General features: G+C 64.8%; 16 protein-coding genes. 14 read left to right on the forward strand and 2 right to left on the reverse strand.

Annotated elements, in window-relative coordinates; genetic code table 11:
- Positions 1-10: 10 nt before the first annotated feature.
- A complete protein-coding gene (gene dapF / locus CXY70_RS10765) occupies positions 11-892 on the forward strand; it encodes a diaminopimelate epimerase (protein WP_104192353.1) in 882 nt (293 codons plus the stop codon).
- Here dapF and CXY70_RS10770 read toward each other — a convergent pair.
- Positions 889-1497, reverse strand: coding sequence for a class I SAM-dependent methyltransferase (locus CXY70_RS10770; RefSeq protein WP_104192354.1), 609 nt, complete (start codon positions 1495-1497; stop codon positions 889-891). The two genes, dapF and CXY70_RS10770, sit on opposite strands and share 4 nt — an antisense overlap.
- 39 nt (positions 1498-1536) lie before the next feature.
- Here CXY70_RS10770 and hflX point away from each other — a divergent pair, with 39 nt between their 5' ends.
- The 5 genes from hflX (at position 1537) to metE (ending at position 11335) form a co-directional block, all read left to right on the forward strand.
- Positions 1537-3114, forward strand: coding sequence for a GTPase HflX (gene hflX / locus CXY70_RS10775; RefSeq protein ID WP_104192355.1), 1578 nt, complete (start codon positions 1537-1539; stop codon positions 3112-3114).
- Positions 3115-3605: 491 nt separating this feature from the next.
- Positions 3606-5936 (forward strand): glycosyltransferase family 2 protein, encoded by a 2331-nt coding sequence (locus tag CXY70_RS10780; RefSeq protein ID WP_104192356.1) that lies wholly within the window; start codon positions 3606-3608, stop codon positions 5934-5936.
- Positions 5933-7519: a chitinase gene (locus CXY70_RS10785; protein WP_158250959.1), complete on the forward strand. Its 1587-nt coding sequence runs from the start codon at positions 5933-5935 to the stop codon at positions 7517-7519. The genes CXY70_RS10780 and CXY70_RS10785 overlap by 4 nt, the downstream gene beginning before the upstream one ends.
- A gap of 417 nt (positions 7520-7936) precedes the next feature.
- On the forward strand, positions 7937-8902 hold the full coding sequence (locus tag CXY70_RS10790) for a methylenetetrahydrofolate reductase (protein ID WP_233205889.1): 966 nt from the start codon (positions 7937-7939) through the stop codon (positions 8900-8902).
- 90 nt (positions 8903-8992) lie between these two features.
- On the forward strand, positions 8993-11335 hold the full coding sequence (gene metE, locus CXY70_RS10795) for a 5-methyltetrahydropteroyltriglutamate--homocysteine S-methyltransferase (protein WP_104192357.1): 2343 nt from the start codon (positions 8993-8995) through the stop codon (positions 11333-11335).
- Between the two features lie 82 nt (positions 11336-11417).
- On the opposite strand, the gene lexA is transcribed toward metE, so the two are convergent.
- Complete coding sequence (gene lexA, locus CXY70_RS10800; RefSeq protein ID WP_104192358.1) at positions 11418-12128, reverse strand: transcriptional repressor LexA; 711 nt, start codon at positions 12126-12128, stop codon at positions 11418-11420.
- Positions 12129-12419: 291 nt separating this feature from the next.
- Between lexA and CXY70_RS10805 the strand changes: the two genes are divergently transcribed.
- From CXY70_RS10805 to CXY70_RS10840, 8 genes are all read left to right on the forward strand, one after another.
- On the forward strand, positions 12420-12845 hold the full coding sequence (locus CXY70_RS10805; RefSeq protein ID WP_104192359.1) for a LysM peptidoglycan-binding domain-containing protein: 426 nt from the start codon (positions 12420-12422) through the stop codon (positions 12843-12845).
- Positions 12846-12875: 30 nt separating this feature from the next.
- The gene (locus CXY70_RS10810; protein ID WP_104192360.1) at positions 12876-14000 is read left to right on the forward strand and encodes a histidinol-phosphate transaminase; all 1125 of its coding nucleotides are present in this window, start codon (positions 12876-12878) and stop codon (positions 13998-14000) included.
- A gap of 9 nt (positions 14001-14009) precedes the next feature.
- Positions 14010-14633: an imidazoleglycerol-phosphate dehydratase HisB gene (gene hisB / locus CXY70_RS10815; RefSeq protein ID WP_104192361.1), complete on the forward strand. Its 624-nt coding sequence runs from the start codon at positions 14010-14012 to the stop codon at positions 14631-14633.
- Complete coding sequence (gene hisH / locus CXY70_RS10820) at positions 14630-15262, forward strand: imidazole glycerol phosphate synthase subunit HisH (RefSeq protein ID WP_104192362.1); 633 nt, start codon at positions 14630-14632, stop codon at positions 15260-15262. The genes hisB and hisH overlap by 4 nt, the downstream gene beginning before the upstream one ends.
- Before the next feature lie 103 nt (positions 15263-15365).
- Positions 15366-16112 carry a bifunctional 1-(5-phosphoribosyl)-5-((5-phosphoribosylamino)methylideneamino)imidazole-4-carboxamide isomerase/phosphoribosylanthranilate isomerase PriA gene (gene priA, locus CXY70_RS10825; RefSeq protein ID WP_104192363.1) on the forward strand — a complete coding sequence of 249 codons (747 nt, stop codon included), beginning with the start codon at positions 15366-15368 and terminating at the stop codon, positions 16110-16112.
- Positions 16112-16963 (forward strand): SseB family protein, encoded by an 852-nt coding sequence (locus tag CXY70_RS10830; RefSeq protein WP_104192364.1) that lies wholly within the window; start codon positions 16112-16114, stop codon positions 16961-16963. Before priA ends, CXY70_RS10830 begins: the two co-directional genes overlap by 1 nt.
- A gap of 56 nt (positions 16964-17019) precedes the next feature.
- Positions 17020-21693 carry an ATP-dependent helicase gene (locus CXY70_RS10835; RefSeq protein WP_104192365.1) on the forward strand — a complete coding sequence of 1558 codons (4674 nt, stop codon included), beginning with the start codon at positions 17020-17022 and terminating at the stop codon, positions 21691-21693.
- Positions 21686-22474 (forward strand): DNA-formamidopyrimidine glycosylase family protein, encoded by a 789-nt coding sequence (locus tag CXY70_RS10840; protein WP_104192366.1) that lies wholly within the window; start codon positions 21686-21688, stop codon positions 22472-22474. Before CXY70_RS10835 ends, CXY70_RS10840 begins: the two co-directional genes overlap by 8 nt.
- Positions 22475-22537: the final 63 nt, after the last annotated feature.

Here is a 22537-nt window from a genome sequence, read left to right on the forward strand (position 1 = left end):
AACTAACAGCATGGGTATTACGTTGAATTTCACCAAGGGCCAGGGCACGGGCAACGACTTCGTGCTGTTCGCTGATCCCGACGGCACGACGGAGCTTACCCCGGCGCAGATTCGCGCCGTGTGCGACCGCAGGTTCGGCGTTGGCGCCGACGGCGTCATCCGCGCGGTACGCAGTAAGAATCTGCCAGACGGCGCGGCCGCCCTCGCGGAGGACGACGCTGCCGAGTGGTTTATGGATTATTGGAACGCCGACGGGACCGTCTCGGAAATGTGCGGGAACGGCATCCGGGTCTACGCCAAATTCCTCATTGAGAACAATTTCGCCGAACTGCTGCCCGGCGCTACCCTCACGATCGGCACCCGCGGTGGCGTGCGCGACGTGCAGCGCAACGCGTCTGGTTTTCAGGTTGACCTCGGTCGGTGGAAGCTCGACGGTACCGAACCGCTCGTGCGCACCAAGAACCTGTCGGTAGCGCGCCCCGGCCTTGGCATCAACGTCGGCAACCCGCACGCGGTTGTCGCCCTCGCCGACGACGACGAACTCGCTGCAGCCGATCTCACCTTTATTCCGCAGCTGGATCCCGAACCTGCTGACGGGGTGAACATCGAATTCGTGGTGCCGAACGACCCCCTGGTCGTCAACGGCGTCGGGCGGTTTCGCATGCGCGTGCATGAACGCGGCAGCGGGGAGACTCTGTCCTGCGGCACGGGTGCGGTCGCGGCGGCCCTGGCCACGCGGCATTGGGCCGGTAAGTCGGCGCCGCACCAGTGGCGGGTAGAGGTGCCCGGTGGGGTACTGGGGGTGCGGATGTTTCCGGCGGAAGACGGGGAACACGTGTCGCTGTCGGGGCCAGCGGAACTTGTCTTCGACGGGGTCTTGAACCTGGGTTAGTCCCGGTGCACTTGGAGCACTCGGAAGCCCTTGCTGATGGCCTCGCGGGTGGTTTCGAAGTGGGACGGGAGTTCGGCCGCGAGCCAACGCTGGAGCGAGTCCGAGCCGAGGTTGCGCTGGATGACGAGCCAGGCATCCGCTTCCGGTTCGAGGCGAGGCAGCCAGGTCTGCATGAGCCCGTGCAGTTCGTCCTTGCCGACGCGAATGGGCGGGTTCGACCAGATCGTACGAAACGATACGTCCGTTGGCACGTCGGCGGCGAGCACGGCTTTGACGTTCGTCAGGCCAAGGGTGGCCGCGTTGGTGCGCACGAGATCGAGGGCACGCTCGTTGACGTCGACGGCCCAGATGGTTGCAGCGGGGGAAGCGAGCGCGAGGTGCAGCGCGATGGGTCCCCAGCCGCAGCCAAGATCGAGAAAATGGCCAGTCAATGGTGGCTCGGGGGCGTACTTGAGTAAGACCTCGGTGCCGGTGTCAATGTGCGCAGGGCTGAACACCGAATTGGCTGTCGTCAAAAGCCGATCTTGGCCGTGCAATTGCACGGTGATCTGGCGCGTTTTCAGTGCGGTGCCGGGCGCCGGAGAAAAATAGTGGTCGGACGACATAAGGGAACCTTTCAACTTCGTTCAACTAAGGTTAATGGGATGAATGATCCAACGGCGCCCTCGGGCAACGACACGGTAGAAAACCCAGGCGCAGAATCCCTCGACGCAGACGACGTTGTGGCGAGAGTGCTGGCCAGCGCCGACAGCAAAGCTGCCGGGTACTCCCTGTTCCGGAGCGGGTCAGCCCAGGCCCTCCAAGCACAGACCTTGGGCGAGTACGACGGCAGCGACCACGACGGTGACCAGTCCGAACGGGCCGACCGCAACGCCCTGCGCCGCGTCGGTGGCCTGTCCACCGAGCTCGAAGACGTCACCGAGGTCGAATACCGCCAGATTCGTCTGGAAAACGTTGTACTGGTAGGCGTTTATACTCACGGCACCGTCGATGACGCGGAAAACTCCATGCGCGAACTCGCGGCCCTCGCAGAAACTGCAGGGGCGACCGTGCTCGACGGGTTGCTACAGCGCCGCGCTACCCCCGATCCGAGCACCTACCTCGGCAAGGGCAAGGCCCAGGAAGTCGCCGACATCGTGAAGGCGCTTGGCGCCGACACGGTTATTGCCGACACCGAACTCGCGCCGAGCCAGCGGCGTGCCCTCGAAGACGTGGTCAAGGTCAAGGTCATCGATCGTACAGCCGTGATCCTCGACATTTTCAGCCAGCATGCCAAGAGTCGCGAGGGTAAGGCGCAGGTTGAACTCGCGCAGATGGCCTACATGCTGCCTCGCCTGCGTGGTTGGGGTGACTCGATGTCCCGCCAGGCCGGCGGTCAGGTCGGTGGCGCCGGAGCGGGAATGGGGTCGCGTGGCCCCGGTGAGACCAAGATTGAACTTGACCGTCGCCGCATCCACACCCGGATGTCCAAACTGCGCAAGCAGATGGTCGAGATGAAGCCGGCCCGGGAGGCCAAACGCGCCAACCGCAAGCGCAACGCCGTTCCGTCCGTCGCCATCGTTGGGTACACCAACGCGGGCAAGTCCAGCCTGCTCAACCGGATCACCAAGGCCGGGCTACTCGTTGAGAACTCCCTGTTCGCGACCCTCGACGCGACCGTGCGTAAGTCGACGACCACTGACGGACGCCTGTATACCCTCACCGACACGGTCGGCTTTGTGCGCAACCTGCCCCACCAACTGGTCGAAGCCTTCCGCTCCACCCTCGAAGAGGTCGCCGATGCCGACGTCATCGTGCACGTTGTTGACGGATCGCACCCCGATCCGGTTGCCCAGCTCGCCACGGTGCGCGACGTCATCTCCGAGGTCGGCGCCCGCGACATTCCCGAACTCGTCGTCTTTAATAAGAGCGACCTGATCAGCGACGATGACCGGCTTGTTCTGCGTGGCCTTGAGCCGAAGGCGACGTTTGTGTCTGCCCGCACCGGTGAGGGCATCGAGACCGTGCTCGCCGCCGTGGCGCTGCTGCTTCCGACACCGCAGATCGAACTCGACCTGCTCATTCCCTACGACCGGGGTGACCTCGTCGCAGTTTTGCACGATCTGGGCCGCATCGAGACGACCGAATATGTGGAGACCGGCACCCATGTCACGGCGTTCGTCACCGCGGAGATTGAACCGCAGTTCGCGCCGTTCGTCATTCTGCCCGCAGTCTCCTCCTAGGTCCGTGAGTCAGTAGCGGCACAGTTCAAAGCACCGATCGATTTCCCGGGTCGGGGGTGTTGGTCCGGGCAGCATACGTGTGCGCAATTCTGGTGTCCGTCCCCGCTACGGACCGCAAGCATGTTTCCCGCGACGTGCGTGAGGGTATTAAGCCGACGCTGGCGTGACGGAGCAACACCCGCACCGGTCTCCCTGTGGCTCGCTGTGCGACGACCTTCGATTGAACGCGACCGTATCGCCGCGCGTTGTTTGGTCGAGCATCACACGCACTGCCCTCGAGAGCGCCACGCGACCGCATCTCTTGTTTCGGGGCCGGCTGCACGTGCACGCGGTCACCCGCTGTTGCCACGCCGCTTAAAAATGACCCCTTCCGGGGACTACTGCGGCCCCCGCGAAATGAGTTATGGTCAAAATCTTGGGGAGATCTCATATATTCCGACGTGAGCGCACCCGAGAACCCGAAGAAAACCGGCCCTACCCGAGGATGACCGATGTCAATGAAAACCGCAGCTTCGCCTGCCCGAAAACGCCAAATAGGTGCTGAACGCACCACCCAGCCACTGCCCACGGTTCACGAACGACCCAGTGACTCGAAGATCACCTGGGGTCGTCTGGCCATCATCGCCACGGTGGTGTCGTGGCTGGGCTATCTGATCTACACTGTCATGCGTGAGTTCCTCAATAACGGAACCGAAAGCTTCCGCTTCACAACCGAGGCAATCTCCTACCTCATCGTCGTTACGTTTCTGACCTTCTCTGCGCTGATGTACCTCGTGGCCAGGCAGGGGGCGTTGCAGCGATTCCGTGACCACGTGCGCGTTCCGAGGGCCGAACTTGACAGCCATTTCGCAAGGCGCCACGGGCCGATGACGGTGCTGGTACCGTCCTACAGCGAGGAACCCGGGGTTGTTCGGGCCACCCTCTGGTCGGCGGCTTTGCAGGAGTATCCGGCCTTGCGCGTCGTTCTCCTGCTCGACGACCCGCCACATCCCACCGATCCCGCGACTGCGGGGCGGCTCGCCGAATCCCGGGCAATCGCCCAGGGCATTGCCGAGGCACTGGCCGAACCGCACGCGCGCTTCAGTGCTGACTTCCCCGACCATGAACTTGAATTGGCGGAGAACGGGACGGTGAGCGAGAACGCCGTTCGCGAACTGGCGCGCGACTACCTCTGGGCGTCGGCCTGGTTGCGCCGGATGGCCGACGAGGAAGAGGTGTCCGACCATGTCGATATTTTCTTCGTCGAGCAGGTTCTAGCAGGCCTGGCCGGCGAGCTCGCCCTGACCGCAGATGCGCTCACCGCCGCCGCCGACGAACACGCGGCACCTATTCCCCAGCGAATGCTCGAGCTGAAGCGCCGCCTCGTCTGGACCTTCTCGGCGGAGTTGGACACATTTGAGCGCAAGCTCTACGCGTCACTGTCGCATGACGCCAACAAGGCCATGAACCTCAACGCCTACATCGGGCTGATGGGCGGACGATTCCGCCGCGACGATGGTCCAGACGGTGCCATCCTTCGTCCAGTCGCGGCGACGGAGGATGCCGACGTCGTCGTTCCGGACGCTGATTATCTCCTGACCCTGGACGCGGACTCGCTGCTCTTGCGCGACTACTGTTTGCGCCTGGTTTATTTCCTTGAACAGCCCGACAACGCCCGCGTCGCCGTTACCCAGACCCCGTATTCGTCTTTTCGGGGCGCGCCGACCCGGATTGAGCGCCTTGCCGGGGCGACCACCGACATCCAGCACATCCTGCACCAGGGGATGTCCTACTACGGAGCAACATTTTGGGTAGGTGCGAACGCGGTCATCCGAAAGCGTGCCCTGGAAGACATTGTTGAGGTTGAAAACGTTGGCGGCTTCGAGGTCCGGCGCTACGTCCAGGACCGCACCGTCATCGAGGACACGGAGTCGAGTATCGACCTCGGCACTCACGGCTGGACGCTGATGAACTATCCGGAGCGGCTCAGCTACAGCGCCACCCCGCCGGATTTTGGTTCCCTCATCGTGCAGCGCCGCCGCTGGGCGAACGGCGGGCTGCTCATCCTGCCCAAACTCTGGCGGCAGCTGCGCGAGCGGAAGCGCAACGGCCACCCGATAAGCATGTTGGAGCTGTTCCTGCGGGCCAACTACATGGCCTCCATCGCCTGGGCGAGTTTCGGCCTCATGTTCCTGCTGGTCTACCCCTACGACAGCCGACTCCTCAGCCCCGTCGTCGTCTTGGCCGCGTTGCCGTATTTTCTCGCCATGGGCAGTGACCTGCGGTACTGCGGTTACCGATTCAGCGATATTTTTCGGATCTACGGCTTCAACCTGGTCCTGTTGCCGGTCAACGTGGCGGGCGTGTTGAAGTCGCTCGAGCAGGCAGTCACGGGCAGGAAAATCCCATTTGCGCGCACGCCCAAGGTGAGGAACCGTACGGCCGCGCCGCTGTTGTTCGTGGTCGCACCATACCTGATCGTGGCATTCTCCGCCCTGACCCTTTGGCGTGACGTGTTGGCTCAGAACTGGGGCAACGCTGCATTCGCGGCCTTCAATGGCCTGTTGGCGACCACGGCCATCCTCGCGAATATCGGAATCTGGAGTTCCATCGTCGATGTGTGGCTGGGGCTCACCAAATGGCTGTACGTCGAGAGGCAGCCGCGTCGAGCCCGCTCCGCGCCGGCGCTGATTCACCCGATTCCGGTGCTCGACTGGCGAGCGGTCATCTACCACGGGCATGCCAGCGGGGATATCCCGGTGCCCGTGGGGCGGTCAAACGTTGCCCTGGCGCGGCAAGTCGGCGAAACCGCGCTTCAAAACGCAAACTGTGTGGCCCCATGACCGGCCCGGGTTCTGCCGCGCCTGCGTCACACCTCGAAATCCGTCGCCGGCTGTCCGCAGTGCGTGTCTTGCTGTCATTGCTGCTCATTGCTGCCTTGACCGGGGGAGGCTACCTGGGCTGGCAGCGATGGAGCGCTGCGCAGGCGGCTGAAGCAAACGATCCGTGGATCGCCGGCTACGTGGATGTCACGGCTACGCCAAGCTTTGCCTTCGAGGCACCTGCCTCGAAGGCCGGTCGGGACGTCGTGTTGTCTTTCATCGTTGCCGGGAAGGACGACCCTTGCGAGCCGAGCTGGGGAACGGCGTACACGCTGACCGAGGCGTCTGAGGCCCTTGACCTGGACCGAAGGCTGGCCCGGCTCGAACAGTTGGGTGGACAGATTGTCGTTTCGTTTGGCGGTCTGCTCAACGATGAACTTGCGACCGGCTGCACCGACCCGGGGGCGTTGCGTGACGCCTACGCCGCGGTGGTCGACCGCTACAGGGTGACGACCATCGATCTCGACCTCGAAGGAGAGAGTCTCACGAATACCGCGGCCGGTCACCGACGCGCCGAGGCAATCCGTAGCCTGCAGGCCCAACGTCGCGAAGCGGGCACGGAACTGGCCGTCTGGCTCACTCTTCCAGTATCGCCCGCCGGACTGACGGAAGATGGCACCACTGCGGTCAGCCTGATGCTCTCGGCCGGGGTCGACCTGGCCGGGGTCAACCTGATGACGATGGACTACGGCAATAGCCGCGCCGTAGGCCAGAGTATGGCGGAGGCATCTATCCAGGCGCTCACTTCTGCGCACCGCCAGCTCGGCACTCTCTACTCGCGGGCCGGTACCGAGCTGAGCGCAGCGACGGTCTGGTCGAAGATCGGTGCTACCCCGATGATCGGTCAAAACGATGTCACTGACGAGGTTTTCAGCCTGGACGACGCACGAAAGGTGAACGCGTTCGCACGGGAGATGAAGATCGGGCGGATGTCGCTCTGGTCATTGAATCGTGATGCACCGTGCGGTTCGAACTACGTCGACCTTAAACGGGTTTCCGACGCCTGCAGCGGAATCGATCAGGGCGATTTGAGGTTCGCCGAGCTGCTTGGCGACGGATTCATCGGGCGCCCGGAGGCGTCGGCGACCGCCGTGACGATGTCCGAGGCGCAGAAGGAAAACGTTGTCGACGACCCGGCGACCAGCCCGTACGTGATCTGGTCAGAGGAGGGTTCTTTCCTCGAGGGCACCAAAGTTGTGTGGCACCGAAACGTCTACCAGGCAAAGTGGTGGACTCGTGGCGATCTGCCCGACAACCCGGTACTCAATGATTGGGAAACACCGTGGACGCTCGTTGGCCCGGTTTTGCCAGGCGAGAGGCCGTTCGAGGCGACGACCCTGCCCGCGGGAACCTACCCGGATTGGGCCGGACTGGCCGCGTACGAGAAGAGCGACCGTGTGCTCTTCGAGGGCGTGCCATACGAGTCAAAGTGGTGGAACCAGGGGGATAGTCCGGCGGCGGCGGCATCGGATCCTGACGGGTCACCGTGGATTCCGCTCACCGAAGACGATGTTATTCCGGTGCAGGACGGGCGGGTCGGATAGAGCTCGGCTGACGCGCGGCCGGCGTGGATTCCGCGCCCTCACCGACGCGGCACTACAGGGTCGACTGCATAACGACGCGGTCTTTTCTCGGTCGCGACAGAAGAGCGAATCCCGCCGGGAGCATCATCGACACGCTCGCAAGACCACGAAGACCCGCGCGCGTCTGGCCGGGTTCGATGGCGTTGCCGGGATGCCTGCCCGCAATAACAGTGACCGCGGGATGACATGAATTGTCATATTCGCCAACGTTAGCGTCGGTGTTGTTAGTGTCTAACCAATCGTTGCCGACGGAATTCGTTCTCCGGCATGGAGCGACAGCCGAGCCCGGCACCCGCCCGCGAAGAACCGCCAGACTCCTGGCGGCGTCCGCGGCCGCCTGGCCACCACCGCTGTATCGCTTCTGCCGAATGAGGAAACATGACTACGACAGGGATTTCTGCGTGTAACGCCCGCCTGGCGTTCTCGTTCGAGGTGTATCCGCCGAAGACGGTGGCCGCAGCATCCGCTCTCACCCGCACCATCGATCACCTGGCCGCAGCCGGTCCCGAGTTCATCTCGGTCACCTATGGCGCCAACGGGTCGTCGCGCAACTCCTCGCTCGACGTGCTGCGCTACATCAAAGACCAGACGAGCGCGGATGCTATGGCGCACCTGACCTGCGTCGGCTCCTCGCACGCAGAGGCGAGCCGTCTCATTCGCGAGTTCCTTGACGCCGGTATCCGCAGCTTCCTGGCCGTTCGAGGAGACGCGCCACAGGGCGCAGCCCCGGACGAAACTACGTTTCTCGGGGACCTGCACAGCGCGGGCGAGCTGGTGCAGCTCATCCATCGGGTGCAAACCGAACGCGTGCCGTACACCGAGACGGTCATTCCCGGTCTTCCCGGTGCTCGCGGGGTAAAAACCGAACGCAGCAAGGTTCGTATCGGCGTCGCGGCCTTTCCTAACGGCCACCCCAACTCGCGGTCGGTCAGCCAAGATATCGACACACTGTTGGCCAAGCAGGCCGCCGGGGCCAACCTGGCGATCACCCAGCTGTTTTTCCACGCTGACGACTACCTGAGCTTCATCCAACGCGCCCGCTCTGCCGGAGTGCTCTTTCCTATTCTTCCCGGCATCATGCCGGTGACCAGCCCCAACCGGTTGCGTCGCATCCTGCAGCTCTCCGGTGAGAAGTTGCCGGCCGAACTGTCCATCGAACTCGAGGTCGAACCGACCGAGGAAGGACAGCGCCAGATCGGCATCGACTACGCCGTACGCCTCGCGCAGGACGTTCTCGCGGGCGGTGCCCCCGGCCTGCACCTTTATGCCTTCAACCAGCACGACACCGTGCTGTCGATTCTCGAGGGGTGCGGGGCGCGTTCGGTGCCCGCCGCCATGCCCTAGGCCTCGCGCCCGTTCAGGCGCGTCGGCCCACCCACCACGTTCGTTCTCTTCGACCATTCCAGCCACCAACGCTCCAGTGAAGGAATCTCCATGCCCAGCGCGCCCGTATCCAGCACTTTCCCCGCCGGCACCATCCTCGGTTACCCTCGCATCGGCCGCCGGCGGGAGCTGAAGAAGGCCGTCGAAGCATTTTGGTCTGGAGCGATCGATGCGGCGGCTCTGGAAGCCGTCGCCGCCGGGCTGCGGCAGCAGACCCGAGACCGGCTCGTCGATCTCGGTCTCGGTCGCACAGACTCGTCGATCCCCGAGTCGTTCTCGTACTACGACCAAGTGCTCGACACCATCGTCGCCGTTGGGGCGATTCCCGGCCGGTTTACCTCGCTCGTCGCCGCAGACGGAACCCTCGACCTGGCTGGCTATTTCACCCTTGCGCGGGGCGAGGGCGAGAACCTGCCGCTCGAAATGACCAAATGGTTTGACTCCAATTACCACTACCTCGTGCCCGAGATCGGCCCGGAGACCGTGTTCTCGCTCGCGAGTGACCGGATCGTGCGTGAATTCCTCGAAGCCAAAGCCGCCGGGTTCCTCACCCGTCCGGTGATCGTCGGGCCGGTCACATTCCTGCTGCTCAGCAAGGCCAGCGACGGCGCTCCCGCCGGCTTTTCGCCGTTGTCCCGGCTCGATGATCTTCTTCCCGTTTACGCGGCGCTCCTCGCACGGCTGGCAGATGCCGGCGCTGACTGGGTGCAGCTCGACGAGCCGGGCCTGGTCAGTGAATCCATTGATGTGCCGCGCGCCGAGACGCTGGCGGCTGTCGCATCCGTTTATGGGCTGCTGGGTCGGTTGACCGTGCGGCCGGCTCTGTTCGTTGCGGCGCCCTATGGCAGCCTCGATGATGCCCTGCCCGTTCTCGCCGCCACAGCCGTTGAAGCAATCGGTCTCGACCTGGTGCGGGGAACTCTGCCGCAGGCGGTACCGGGGCTGGCCGGCAAGACCCTCGTCGCCGGGGTAATCGACGGCCACAACATCTGGCGCGGCGACTTGGACGGCGCGTATGAAACCGCTGAGAGCGTGCGCGGACTGTCCCCTTCCGTGGCCGTGTCCACGTCGACGTCCCTGCTGCATGTGCCGCACGATGTGCTCGATGAAACGTCGCTTCCGGGCTCGTTGGCGAGCTGGCTGGCCTTTGCCGACCAGAAAGTCGGGCAGGTCGCTACCCTCGCGCAGGGGCTCGTCAAGGGACGGGCCGCTATCGCGGGGTCGTTGGCCGACGCCGCGGCGGCGCTGGCTGCGCGGCACAGTGCCCCTGGCGTGCGCGATGGCGTCGTACGGCACCGTGCTGCGGCGCTCACCGACGCCGACTTCAGCCGCGGCGCTTACGCTGATCGTCTGAGCGCGCAGGATACGGCGTTGCAGCTGCCGCCGTTGCCGACGACGACGATCGGATCGTTCCCGCAGACCGGCGACATACGCCGAACACGCGCCCAGTTTCTCAAGGGAACCATAGCCGCCGACGAATATCGTTCCCTGATGCGCGCCGAGATCCGTCGGGTCGTGGCGCTGCAGGAGGAGATCGGGCTCGACGTGCTCGTGCACGGAGAACCCGAACGCAATGACATGGTGCAGTATTTCGCCGAAAACCTGGATGGGTTTGCCGTGACCGAGAACGGCTGGGTGCAGTCCTACGGCAGCCGCTGCACGCGGCCATCCATTCTGTGGGGCGACGTAGCGCGCCCGGCCCCGATCACCGTGGACTGGTCGGTGTACACGCAGAGCCTGACGGCGAAGCCGGTCAAGGGCATGCTCACCGGACCGGTGACGATCCTTGCCTGGTCCTTTGTGCGCGATGACCAGCCGCTGGGCGAGACCGCCCGCCAGGTGGCACTGGCCCTGCGCGATGAAATCGTTGATTTGGAGGCTGCGGGCATCAAGATCGTTCAGGTCGACGAACCGGCCCTGCGCGAATTGTTGCCGCTGAAGAAGAAGGACCACGCAGACTACCTGGATTGGTCGGTCGGCTCATTCCGTCTCGCCACGGCCGGTGTAGCGGATGCGACCCAGATTCACACCCATCTCTGCTATTCGGAGTTCGGCGTCGTCATCGAAGCCATCCGCAACCTGGACGCAGACGTCACGAGTATCGAGGCGGCCCGTTCCCGGATGGAGGTCGTGCAAGAGATCGAGGCCGGCGGGTTCGACCACGGAATCGGCGCCGGGATCTATGACATCCATTCACCTCGGGTGCCGAGCGTAGAGGAACTGACGACCCTGCTCGACACCGCCCTGGAATCGATTCCCGAACGACAGGTCTGGGTGAACCCGGATTGCGGCCTCAAGACGCGTGGCTACAAAGAAACCGTGCAGTCGCTGCAGAACATGCTCGCCGCCACGAGGCTGGTGCGCGAACGCCTCAGCGCTCAAGTGAGCGCCTGATACGACCGACGCACTGAGAAAACGGGCCCGACCACCGCTTGGTGGCCGGGCCCGTGTCGCGCGGTATCGATCAGGGTGAGGCCTAAACCGAGCGCAGCACCGCGACGACCTTGCCGAGGATGTCGGCAAAGTCACCGACGATCGGTTCGAAGTTGCTGTTGCGCGGCAGCAGCCAGGTGTGACCATCGCGCTTGCGCAAGACCTTCACCGTGGCCTCGTTGTCGAGCATGGCTGCAACGATCTCGCCGTTCTCTGCGGTCTTCTGCTGGCGAACGACGACCCAGTCGCCGTCGCAGATGGCGGCGTCGATCATGGACTCACCCACGACCTTAAGCATGAACAGCTCTCCCTGTCCCACGAGCTGGCGGGGAAGCGGGAAGATCTCGTCTATCTGCTGGTCGGCCGTAATCGGAATGCCCGCGGCGATGCGACCGACCAAGGGCACCATCGCAGCGTCGCCGACCTGAACTCCCGGGTGAAAGCTATCCTGGTCGCCGGTGCCGGTGCCGACGTCTTCGGGGGCACGTTGAATCTCGATGAGGACTTCGAGGGCACGCGGGCGATTCGGATCGCGGCGCAGGTAACCGCTGAGTTCGAGTTGGTTGAGTTGGTGGGTCACGCTCGACAGAGAGGCAAGACCGACCGCATCACCGATTTCCCGCATGCTCGGCGGGTAACCGCGCGAACTCACCGAGCGCTGAATCACGTCGAGAATAGCGAGCTGGCGTTGGCTCAAACTCTTGCGGCGCCGAGTGCCGCCCTTATCGCGGGTACCACTGGTGTCTTGTGTCACGATGTGCCCTCCTGGAGTAGGTCCCGCTTGGTCTGAAACCGTGTCACGCGGGAATGTCGGTGGTGTCTGGTTGAGTGTAAGTCAAGCAATTGTTCTATCGAAAGTTTATCCAATTCCATGCCCTGAAACAAACACTTATTCGAGTGTGTTGAGCCAAATTCGGGGCTGAGATGAAAAAAAGCTTGCATGTTCGATTGTTCGAAGTTATATTCGGAATATAGTTTCGTATCTGGCCCTCCCGGCCGAGGGCCGGATACGAGACTCGCAGCCCGCCTACCTTGGAGGTTTGATATGACCACAGTGTGTGCACCAGCACTTCCCGTTCCGGCAGCCCTCACGCCCACACCGCGTCTTCGCCTCACCCGCCGAGGCCGCGTTGTTTTCACAACTCTCGCGACCGTCCCGCTGGTGATCGGCGCCATATCTTTGGCCATCAACGGCGGTGCGGCCGGCGCGGTGGACTCCGCCACGGGCATCGACCTCATGTCGTATACGACCGACTCAGGAATCGTTACGACCCTGGCGTACTCGCCAACCGACGTCGGTTCCGCCCGGTTCATCACGGTCGAACCCGGCCAGACCCTGTGGGACCTTGCCGAAGAGATCTCGCCGGCAGCCGACCCTCGCGACGTGGTGGCCGACATCAAACGACTCAACGCCCTCTCGGTTGAAACTTTGCAGCCGGGCCAGCGTCTGGAAATCCCCGCCGACTCCTAATAGGTATCGGCCGCGGCCCAGGGCCGTAGCATGGAGAGAGTGACCAGTCTCGAAGATCTCCCGCTCCGCACCAATCTGCACGGCCTCTCCCCATACGGTGCTCCGCAATTGCACGTTCCGGTGGCGCTGAACGTCAACGAGAACACGCACCCCATTCCCGACTCAGTGGCGCGCGACATCCTCGCTGGCCTGGCCGAGGCCATCCATTCGGTAAATCGGTATCCCGACCGTGAGTTTACGGCCCTGCGCGAGGCGCTGGCCGGGTACCTCGGTGAGGGGCTCACCGCCGACAATATCTGGGCGGCGAACGGGTCGAACGAAGTGCTTCAGCAGGTGCTTCAAGCTTTCGGCGGGCCGGGACGCAGCCTGCTCGGCTTTGCCCCGACGTACTCGATGTACTCGATTCTCGCGTCGGGTACTGACACCGCCTGGATTCCGGGCACGCGTGACGCCGACTTCGAGCTCTCGCCGGTCACCGCCGTAAGCGAGGTCACGCGAACCAACCCTGACGTTGTTTTTCTCTGCTCCCCGAACAACCCCACCGGTACCCCGCTCTCGCTCGAGACCATCGCCGCCGTCTACGACGCGACCGACGGCATCGTCGTCGTTGACGAGGCTTACGCCGAATTCGCACCCGCTGGCACCCGGAGTGCGATCACCCTGCTGCCCGGTCGGGAAAGGCTTCTCATTTCGCGCACCATGAGCAAAGCCTTCGCCTTTGCCGGTGCCCGGGTCGGCTACCTGGCTGCCGATCCGGCGGTAACGGATGCCCTGCGCCTGGTGCGTCTGCCGTACCACCTCTCGGCTCTGACTCAGGCCGCTGCGAACGCCGCCCTGGCGCACAGCGTCGAGATGCTCGCCATGGTCGACGATATTCGGGGGCAGCGTGACCGCCTTGTGGTTGAGCTTGCCCGCCTGGGCTATTTTCCGCACCGAAGCTGGAGTAACTTCGTGCTGTTTGGAGGAGTGGCCGACCCGCAGGAGACTTTTGCGGCGTTGCTCGCTGAGGGAATCCTTATTCGGGACGTTGGTATTCCCGGCCACTTGCGGGTGACGGCCGGTACCGAGAACGAGACGTCACAGTTCCTCGAGGCGTTGGCTCGCGTTGGGCGCACAGCGACGCCCGGTCAAACCGATTCGGCCCAAGCCGAATAAGCTAGCAGTATGAGTTCACCTGTCGGCATTTCCGCGCCCCGCGTCGCACACCTGCAACGGGAGACGAGTGAATCCAGCATCGACCTCTCGCTCAACCTTGACGGTACCGGCGTCAGTGATATCCGCACCTCGGTGCCGTTCTACGACCACCTCCTCACCGCGTTCGCGAAACACTCACTGTGCGATCTCACCGTGCGCGCTTCCGGCGACATTGAAATTGATGTGCACCACACGGTCGAAGACGTGGGAATCGTGCTCGGCCAGGCTATTCGCCAGGCGCTCGGTGATAAGTCGGGCATCTCGCGCTACGGCGATGCGCTGGTGCCGCTCGACGAGGCCCTCGCGCAAGCCGTCGTCGACATCTCGGGTCGCCCCTACCTGGTGCACACGGGTGAACCGGCAGGCTTCGAATTCCACCTCATCGGCGGACACTTTACCGGCTCCATGGTGCGTCACGTTTTTGAAGCCATCACCTTTCACGCCGGGTTGACCGTGCACGTCACCGTGCTGGGCGGTCGCGACCCGCACCACATCGCCGAAGCCGAGTTCAAGGCTTTCGCCCGGGCTTTTCGCCTCGCCAAGGCTCTCGACCCGTTGGTGCACGGTATTCCGTCGACCAAGGGTGCCCTGTGACCCGGGTCGTTGTCTTCGACTATGGCACGGGTAATGTGCACTCCGCGGTCAAGGCACTCGAGCTGGCGGGCGCTGACGTCACCCTGACGAGCGATCGTAAGGTCGCACTCGAGGCCGATGGCCTCGTCGTGCCGGGTGTCGGTGCGTTCAGCGCTGTGATGGCCGCGCTCAAAGCGGTGCGCGGCGACGAGATCGTCGATCGTCGCCTGGCTGGCGATCGTCCGGTGCTTGGCATCTGTGTGGGCATGCAGGTCATGTTTGAACACGGTGTCGAGCGTGGGATCGACACCGAGGGACTCGGTGAATGGCCCGGAACGGTGACCGAACTTCTCGCACCGATCCTGCCGCACATGGGTTGGGACACCGTCACGAGCGCCCCTAACTCCGTGCTTTTCCGAGGAATCGAAGAGGAACGGTTTTATTTCGTGCACTCGTACGCGGCCCAATCCTGGACCCTCGAGGTCATGCCGCCGTTTCCCGAGCCCCGGCTCACCTGGGCGGAACACGGGGCACCGTTCCTGGCTGCGGTCGAGAACGGCCCGCTCAGCGCCACCCAGTTTCACCCTGAAAAATCGGGTGAGGCTGGCATCCGCTTGTTGAAGAACTGGATCGGCACTCTGCGCTACTAGCGCGGTGCGCCTAGACTTCACAATCCGCACTTCCCGCGTACCTCACACCGGCACCTGCCATGAAACTGGTCGCAGCACGCGACCGCACTAACCAAGGACACCAATGAGCGAGTTCAATAAGACACCGAGGCTCGTCCTCCTGCCCGCCGTCGATGTGGCCGGCGGTAAGGCAGTGCGCCTGACAAAGGGGGAGGCGGGCACGGAAACGAACTACGGTGACCCCGTCGAGGCTGCGGCTGATTGGGCGCGGCAGGGCGCAGAGTGGATACACCTCGTGGACCTCGACGCGGCATTTGGCAGGGGCAACAACACCGGTGTGATCAAGAAGGTCATCCGTCAGGTCAAGGGTGTCAACATCGAGCTGTCCGGTGGTATCCGCGATGACGAGTCACTCGAAGCGGCACTGACCACGGGCGTCAAACGCATCAACCTGGGCACTGCGGCACTCGAAAACCCGGAGTGGGCGGCGAGCGTCATCGCGCAATACGGCGACGCCGTTGCCGTCGGCCTCGACGTTCGTGGTACGACTCTCGCCGCACGCGGTTGGACAAAAGACGGTGGAGACCTCTGGCAGGTGCTGGAACGTCTCGAAGAAGCCGGCTGCGCCCGCTACGTTGTAACCGACGTCACTAAGGACGGCACCCTGCAGGGTCCGAACATTGACCTGCTTCGCCAGGTGCTCGACAGCACCCGCAAACCCGTGATCGCCTCCGGAGGCATCTCCAGTCTTGATGACATTGAAGCCCTGCGCAGCCTGGTGCCGCTCGGGCTTGAAGGTGCGATCGTGGGCAAGGCGCTGTATGCGGGTGCGTTCACCCTTGCCGAGGCATTGGATGTCGCGGGGGACTAATGGCGAAGGCGCGAAACCTCGGTTCCACCGGCGATTCAACGGGACGTTTGGGCGGTGACGCGCCGTCAGGTCAACCCGGCGATCACATCGAGTCGGCCAATACGGCCGACTCTGCCGGCCAGCCCTGGGCCGGTCGCGAGTTCGAGGCAAATCTCGATGCCGGCGATGACGGATCCGCACCCGCACCCCTTGCTGAGGCGCTCGCCCGCTTTCAGGCGCGAGAGGCCGGCGAAGAGAGCGTCATCGATGCCATTCGCGGGTCCCGCCTGCTCATCCCCCTGGTGACCAAGCTCGGCGATGTCGCCCTAAACGAGCTCGGCCAGACGATCGATAAAACCCAGGAGCTGTCGATCATCACGGTGGCCGGTCCGGACGGCCGCACCGTACTGCCTGCTTTCTCTTCTACCGCCGCCATGACGGTCTGGAATCCCCTCGCCCGGCCCGTTCCAGCGGATGCCGTGCGCGTCGCCCTGGCCGCCGCGCAGGAAAATACCGACCTCGTCGTGCTCGACCCGACCTCGCCCGGTGAATTCGTCATTCGACGTCCGGCCCTGTGGGCCATCGCCCAATCCTTGCCGTGGACACCGAGTTACGCCAATCACCACGTCGCCGACGCGTTCACGGCATCGATCGCGACCGAGCTTTCGGTCCTGACCGTTCAGCTCTCCGCCGGTGATCCGCTTGGCCACCTCACCGGCCCCGAGCTCGTGGTTCAACTGGAACTGGTCGACGGCCTCAGCCAGACTGACCTCGACGCAATCCTCACTCGTCTCGGCGCTCGCTGGTCGGAAAGCGAGACCATCACGGCCGGCGTTGATTCGTTGAGCGTCAAGCTCGTCGCCTCGGCCTGATACCCGATATTGGCCGTGTTCAGTGGGCTGTCGGTGGGTCAGGCGACAATGACGGTATGACCGACGTTCTCGATCGATTCTCCCCGGCGGCCCGGGCGTGGTTCACCGAGGCGTTTGCTGCGCCCACCGCAGCGCAGCTCGGTGCGTGGACTGCGATCGCGCAAGGGTCGCATGCCCTCGTCGTGGCACCCACTGGATCGGGCAAGACCCTCGCCGCATTCCTCTGGGCCATCGACCGGCTGGCGCACGAGTCAGAACCGGTATCAGCCGGGCGCGGTGCCCGTGGGCGCGGAACCCGTGTGCTTTATATCTCACCGCTCAAAGCCCTCGGCGTCGATGTTGAACGCAACCTCACTGCCCCGCTAGTGGGAATCAGCCGGGCCGCGCAACGCCTCGGACTTCAGCCGCCACAGGTCACGGTCGGTGTGCGTTCCGGAGACACGCCGAGCGCCGACCGCCGCAAATTGGTCACCTCGCCCCCCGACATCCTCATCACCACTCCGGAATCCTTGTTTCTGATGCTGACGTCGGCAGCTCGGGAATCGCTGAGAGATGTGCAGACGATCATCATCGACGAGATACACGCGGTCGCGGCCAGTAAGCGCGGCGCCCACCTCGCCGTATCTCTCGAACGCCTCGACGCGCTCCTCGGCCACCCGGCCCAGCGCATCGGGCTGTCGGCCACCGTGCGCCCGCAGAGCGAAGTGGCGCGCTTTCTCGGTGGCGCCGCGTCCGTTCAGATCGTCGCGCCGCCCACCCAGAAACGGTTCGACCTGCGAGTGGTCGTGCCGGTTGAGGACATGAGCGACCTCGGACCGGTACCGCAACGCGAAGGGGTCACATCGGCCGCTGCTCCGCAAACCGGGTCTATCTGGCCCCACGTTGAGGAGGCCATCGTTGACGAGGTGCTGGCGCACTCCTCGAGCATTGTGTTCGCGAATTCACGGAGACTTACTGAACGCCTGACCGCCCGGTTCAACGAAATCTATGCCGATCGCCTGGCCGGGGCGGAGGCATCCGCTCTGGTGCCCGTCTTGGCTGCCGAGGGCGAGATGGCCGAACACGGTGTGATGCGCCCGCCGGCCGAGCTGATGGGGGCAAGCGGGCAGAGCGCAGGCGCCGCGCCGTTGCTCGCGCGGGCGCATCACGGGTCGGTCAGTAAGGAACAACGGGCGCTCATTGAAGACGACCTGAAATCGGGGCGGCTGCGCTGTGTCGTCGCGACCTCGAGCCTGGAACTCGGTATCGACATGGGTGCCGTCGATCTGGTCGTGCAGGTTGAATCGCCACCGTCGGTGTCGAGCGGGCTGCAGCGGCTCGGCCGCGCCGGGCACCAAGTGGGTGAGATTTCGCGCGGGGTGATCTACCCCAAGCATCGAGCCGACCTTATCCACGCGGCGGTTGCCGCCGAGCGCATGGTGGCCGGCGCCATCGAATCCCTGCGGGTACCAACCAACCCGCTCGACATTCTGGCGCAGCAGACAGTCGCAGCCTGCGCGCTCGAGCCCATCGACGTGGAGACCTGGTTTGACACGGTGCGGCGCAGCGCACCGTTTGCGACCCTGCCACGCTCGGCCTACGAGGCGACCCTCGACCTGCTCGCCGGGCGCTACCCGTCTGACCAGTTCGCCGAACTGCGCCCGCGCATTGTCTGGGATCGAGACGCCGGTACCCTGACCGGGCGGCCCGGAGCGCAACGCCTGGCCGTGACAAGCGGCGGCACCATTCCCGACCGCGGCCTGTTCGGCGTCTTCATGGTCGGCGGGGAACAGGTCACCGGCAAACGGGTCGGTGAACTCGACGAGGAGATGGTCTACGAGTCGCGTGTGAACGACATCTTCGCCCTCGGCACCACCAGCTGGCGTATCCAGGAGATCACGCACGACCGGGTGCTCGTCGTCCCTGCTTTCGGCCAGCCAGGACGGCTTCCGTTCTGGAAGGGTGATGGCCTCGGCCGCCCGGCCGAACTCGGCCAGGCCATCGGGGCGTTCGTGCGCGAGGTCGGGGCCCTGCCTCCCCTCGAAGCTCAGGCTCGCTGCGCGGTGGGCGGCCTCGACCAGCGCGCAATTAACAACCTGCTGGCCTTCCTCGCCGAGCAGCGCGCGGTCACCGGGCAGCTCCCAACCGACCGCACCCTCGTGGTCGAACGCTTTCGCGATGAACTGGGCGACTGGCGGGTTGTGCTGCACTCCCCGTTCGGCACTCCGGTGCACGCGCCGTGGGCGCTCGCCGTGGGCGCTCGGGTGCGCGAACGCTACGGAATCGACGGCTCCTGTGTTGCAAGTGACGACGGTATCGTCGTGCGCATCCCCGACACCGAAACCGAACCGCCCGGCAGCGAACTCTTCGTTTTCGACCCCGATGAGCTTGAGCAGATCGTCATCGACGAGGTCGGTGGCTCAGCCCTGTTCGCTTCCCGGTTTCGGGAGTGCGCTGCCCGGGCACTGCTGCTGCCCAGGTACAAACCCGGCGCCCGCTCGCCGCTGTGGCAGCAAAGGCAGAAGGCCGCCCAACTGCTCGACGTGGCCCGCACCTTTCCCACCTTTCCGATCATTCTTGAGACCCTGCGTGAATGCCTTCAAGACGTGTACGATTTGCCGGCCCTCGCGGTGTTGTCCCGGCAGATCGCCTCCCGCGAATTGCGTCTGGTTGACACCGTGACCGAGACCGCCAGCCCGTTCGCGAGCACATTGCTGTTCGGCTACGTCGCTGCCTTCATGTACGAGGGCGACACCCCGCTGGCCGAGCGGCGCGCCACCGCCCTTGCCATCGATTCGAGCCTGCTCGCCGAACTGCTGGGGCGGGTCGAACTACGTGAGCTCCTCGACCCGAGTGTCATTGCCCAAACCGACCGAGAACTGCAACGGCTCGCGCCGGATTACCTGGCCAAGGGCATGGAAGGTGTCGCCGATCTGTTGCGCACCCTGGGCCCGCTCAGCACCACCGAGGTCTCCGAGCGGATGCTTAATCTCCCGCCGGAATCGCTGCCCGCGCAGGGCCTGCTGCCCGCGCAGGGCCTGCCCGGCCTCCTTCCCGCCGAGCAGGCCCTGCTGGGCCTGGTCGGGCTGCGCCGCGCTGTGCGCGTGAGCATCGGAGGTGAGGAACGCTGGGCCGCGGTCGAAGACGCCAGCCGATTGCGCGATGCGCTCGGCGTTCCCCTGCCGATCGGGGTGTCCGCCGCGTTTACCGAATCCGTGGCTGATCCGCTCGGCGATCTGGTGAGCCGCTACGCACGCTCGCACGGGCCCTTCACCACCGGCGCCGTCGCCGACCGGTTTGGCCTCGGCACGGCCGTCGTGCAGATTGCCCTCGGACGCCTCGCCGACGCCCGGCGGATCGTTGCCGGCGAATTCCGGCCAAACGGTACTGGCTTGGAATGGTGCGACTCCGAGGTGCTGCGGCGCCTGCGCCGGCGCTCCCTTGCGGCGCTTCGGCACGAGGTGGAACCGGTGGACCAGCAGGCCATCGGACGGTTCCTGCCGGTCTGGCAACATGTCGGAGGCAAGCTGCGCGGAATCGACGGCGTCGCATCCGTTGTGGAACAGCTCGAAGGGGCGCGCATTCCGGCGTCCGCCTGGGAGACGCTCATTTTGCCGGCCCGGGTGAGCGGCTACCAACCGGGCATGCTCGACGAACTCACCAACGCGGGGGAGGTGCTCTGGGCGGGGGCGGGAACCCTCGCCGGCAACGATGGTTGGGTCAGTCTGCACCTGGCCGAAACGGCCCAGCTCACCCTGCCGCTCCCCATCGATGTGGAGACCACGCCGCTACAGCAGGAGATCCTCGCGACCCTGGGCGGCGGTGGTGCCTACTTCTTCCGGCAGCTGGCTGATGCCGTCGGCAGCCAGGACGACGCCGCGCTGGTGCAGGCGTTGTGGGACCTGGTCTGGTCCGGTTTGATCAACAATGACACGTTCGCTCCGGTGCGGTCGCTGTTGGCCGGCGGGCATACGGCCCACCGGCAGAGCAGGGCCGCGCCGCGCGCCCGTCTGCATCGTGGGCGTTCGATGCCGCGGCCGAACCTGCCGAGTCGCAGTGGTCCGCCGACGGTGTCCGGTCGCTGGTCGATCCTTCCGGTGGCCGACGAGTCGCCGACGCGTCGCGCGCATGCCCTGGGGGAGACCCTGCTCGAACGTTACGGTGTGGTGACTCGGGGAGCGGTGATGGCCGAAGGTGTTCTGGGCGGATTCTCCCTCGTCTACCGCACGCTCACCGGGTTTGAAGAGATGGCCCGCTGCCGCCGCGGCTATTTCATCGAAGGGCTCGGCGCCGCCCAGTTCGCTACCGGTGGCACGATCGACCGGCTGCGTACCTTCGCAGTGGGGCCGTCCGCCTCGTCGGGCAGGCGCAGTGCCGCACCGGCCAGTGCGATAGCCCTGGCCGCGACGGATCCGGCGAACGCCTATGGCGCCGCGCTGCCCTGGCCGACCCTGCCTGGCGACACCACCCACCGACCGGGCCGGAAGGCGGGTGCACTCGTCGTTCTTGTCGACGGTGCCCTCGTGCTGTACGTCGAGCGCGGCGGCAAAACGGTGGTGGCTTTTGAAACGGATGAGCAGGTGCTCGAGGCGGCCACCGTGAGTCTGGCCGCCCTGGTCACCAACGGTCGCGTGCAGAGGATTGCGGTGGAAACGGTCAACGGTGTGTTCGTGATCGGCACCGACGTGGGCGTGGCCCTGCGCTCAGCCGGGTTCACCGAGACCCCGAAAGGACTGAGGCTGCGTGCCTGAGGGCGATACCGTTTATCGCACCGCGCGCACCCTCGACCAGGCCCTGCGCGGCAGCATCCTGACCGGCTGCGACATTCGGGTACCCGCTTACGCCACCGTCGATCTGTCGGGGCAGACCGTGCACGAGGTGGTCAGTCGCGGCAAACACCTGCTGCACCGGGTCGGTGAGACGAGCATCCACTCGCACTTGAAGATGGAGGGGGCCTGGCACCTCTACCGGCCAAACACCCGGTGGCAGCGGCCAGCCTTCCAGGCACGAATCGTGCTGCAGACGGCCGAGTGGGTCGCCGTCGGCTTCGAACTCGGCGTGCTGGAGCTTGTGCCGACCCGGGCGGAGTCCGAGGTGGTCGGCTACCTCGGACCCGACCTGCTCGATACCGGCTGGGGAGCGGGCGAGCGGGCGGAGGCCGCCAATCGCCTCGCCGCTCGGCCCGAGCAACCGGTCATTCTGGCCCTCGCCGACCAGCGTAATTTGGCCGGGCTGGGCAATGTCTATGTCAACGAGCTCTGTTTTCTGCGCGGATTACTGCCGAACCGGCCCATGGCCGAGGTCACTGACGTGCCCGGGCTCGTGGGCCTGGCCCGACGCCTGATCCTGGCCAACAAAGACCGCGACGAACGCACGACCACGGGCAACCTGCGTCGCGGAGCCCAAACCTGGGTCTACGGGCGAGGGGGGCAAGCGTGCCGTCGCTGCGGTACCCCTATCCGTCGCGGCACCCTGGGCCGAAGTGATGTCGAGCAGCGCAACACCTTCTGGTGCCCGCGCTGCCAGACCTGACTTGAGCCGCCGCCGGGGAACGCAAAACGGATGCCGACGGTCGGTGACCAGCGGCATCCGTTC

The sequence above is a fragment of the Cryobacterium sp. Y82 genome (assembly GCF_002929495.1).
Classification (GTDB): Bacteria; Actinomycetota; Actinomycetes; order Actinomycetales; family Microbacteriaceae; genus Cryobacterium; species Cryobacterium serini.

Bases quoted from the DNA above. Each gene is read 5' to 3' on its own strand.
- CXY70_RS10790 (WP_233205889.1), top strand. From the start codon at position 7,937: ATGACTACGACAGGGATTTCTGCGTGTAACGCCCGCCTGGCGTTCTCG.
- dapF (WP_104192353.1), top strand. From the start codon at position 11: ATGGGTATTACGTTGAATTTCACCAAGGGCCAGGGCACGGGCAACGAC.
- CXY70_RS10835 (WP_104192365.1), top strand. From the start codon at position 17,020: ATGACCGACGTTCTCGATCGATTCTCCCCGGCGGCCCGGGCGTGGTTC.
- CXY70_RS10805 (WP_104192359.1), top strand. From the start codon at position 12,420: ATGACCACAGTGTGTGCACCAGCACTTCCCGTTCCGGCAGCCCTCACG.
- hflX (WP_104192355.1), top strand. From the start codon at position 1,537: ATGAATGATCCAACGGCGCCCTCGGGCAACGACACGGTAGAAAACCCA.
- CXY70_RS10810 (WP_104192360.1), top strand. From the start codon at position 12,876: ATGGAGAGAGTGACCAGTCTCGAAGATCTCCCGCTCCGCACCAATCTG.
- CXY70_RS10830 (WP_104192364.1), top strand. From the start codon at position 16,112: ATGGCGAAGGCGCGAAACCTCGGTTCCACCGGCGATTCAACGGGACGT.
- priA (WP_104192363.1), top strand. From the start codon at position 15,366: ATGAGCGAGTTCAATAAGACACCGAGGCTCGTCCTCCTGCCCGCCGTC.
- CXY70_RS10770 (WP_104192354.1), bottom strand. From the start codon at position 1,497: ATGTCGTCCGACCACTATTTTTCTCCGGCGCCCGGCACCGCACTGAAA.
- metE (WP_104192357.1), top strand. From the start codon at position 8,993: ATGCCCAGCGCGCCCGTATCCAGCACTTTCCCCGCCGGCACCATCCTC.
- hisB (WP_104192361.1), top strand. From the start codon at position 14,010: ATGAGTTCACCTGTCGGCATTTCCGCGCCCCGCGTCGCACACCTGCAA.
- CXY70_RS10785 (WP_158250959.1), top strand. From the start codon at position 5,933: ATGACCGGCCCGGGTTCTGCCGCGCCTGCGTCACACCTCGAAATCCGT.
- CXY70_RS10780 (WP_104192356.1), top strand. From the start codon at position 3,606: ATGTCAATGAAAACCGCAGCTTCGCCTGCCCGAAAACGCCAAATAGGT.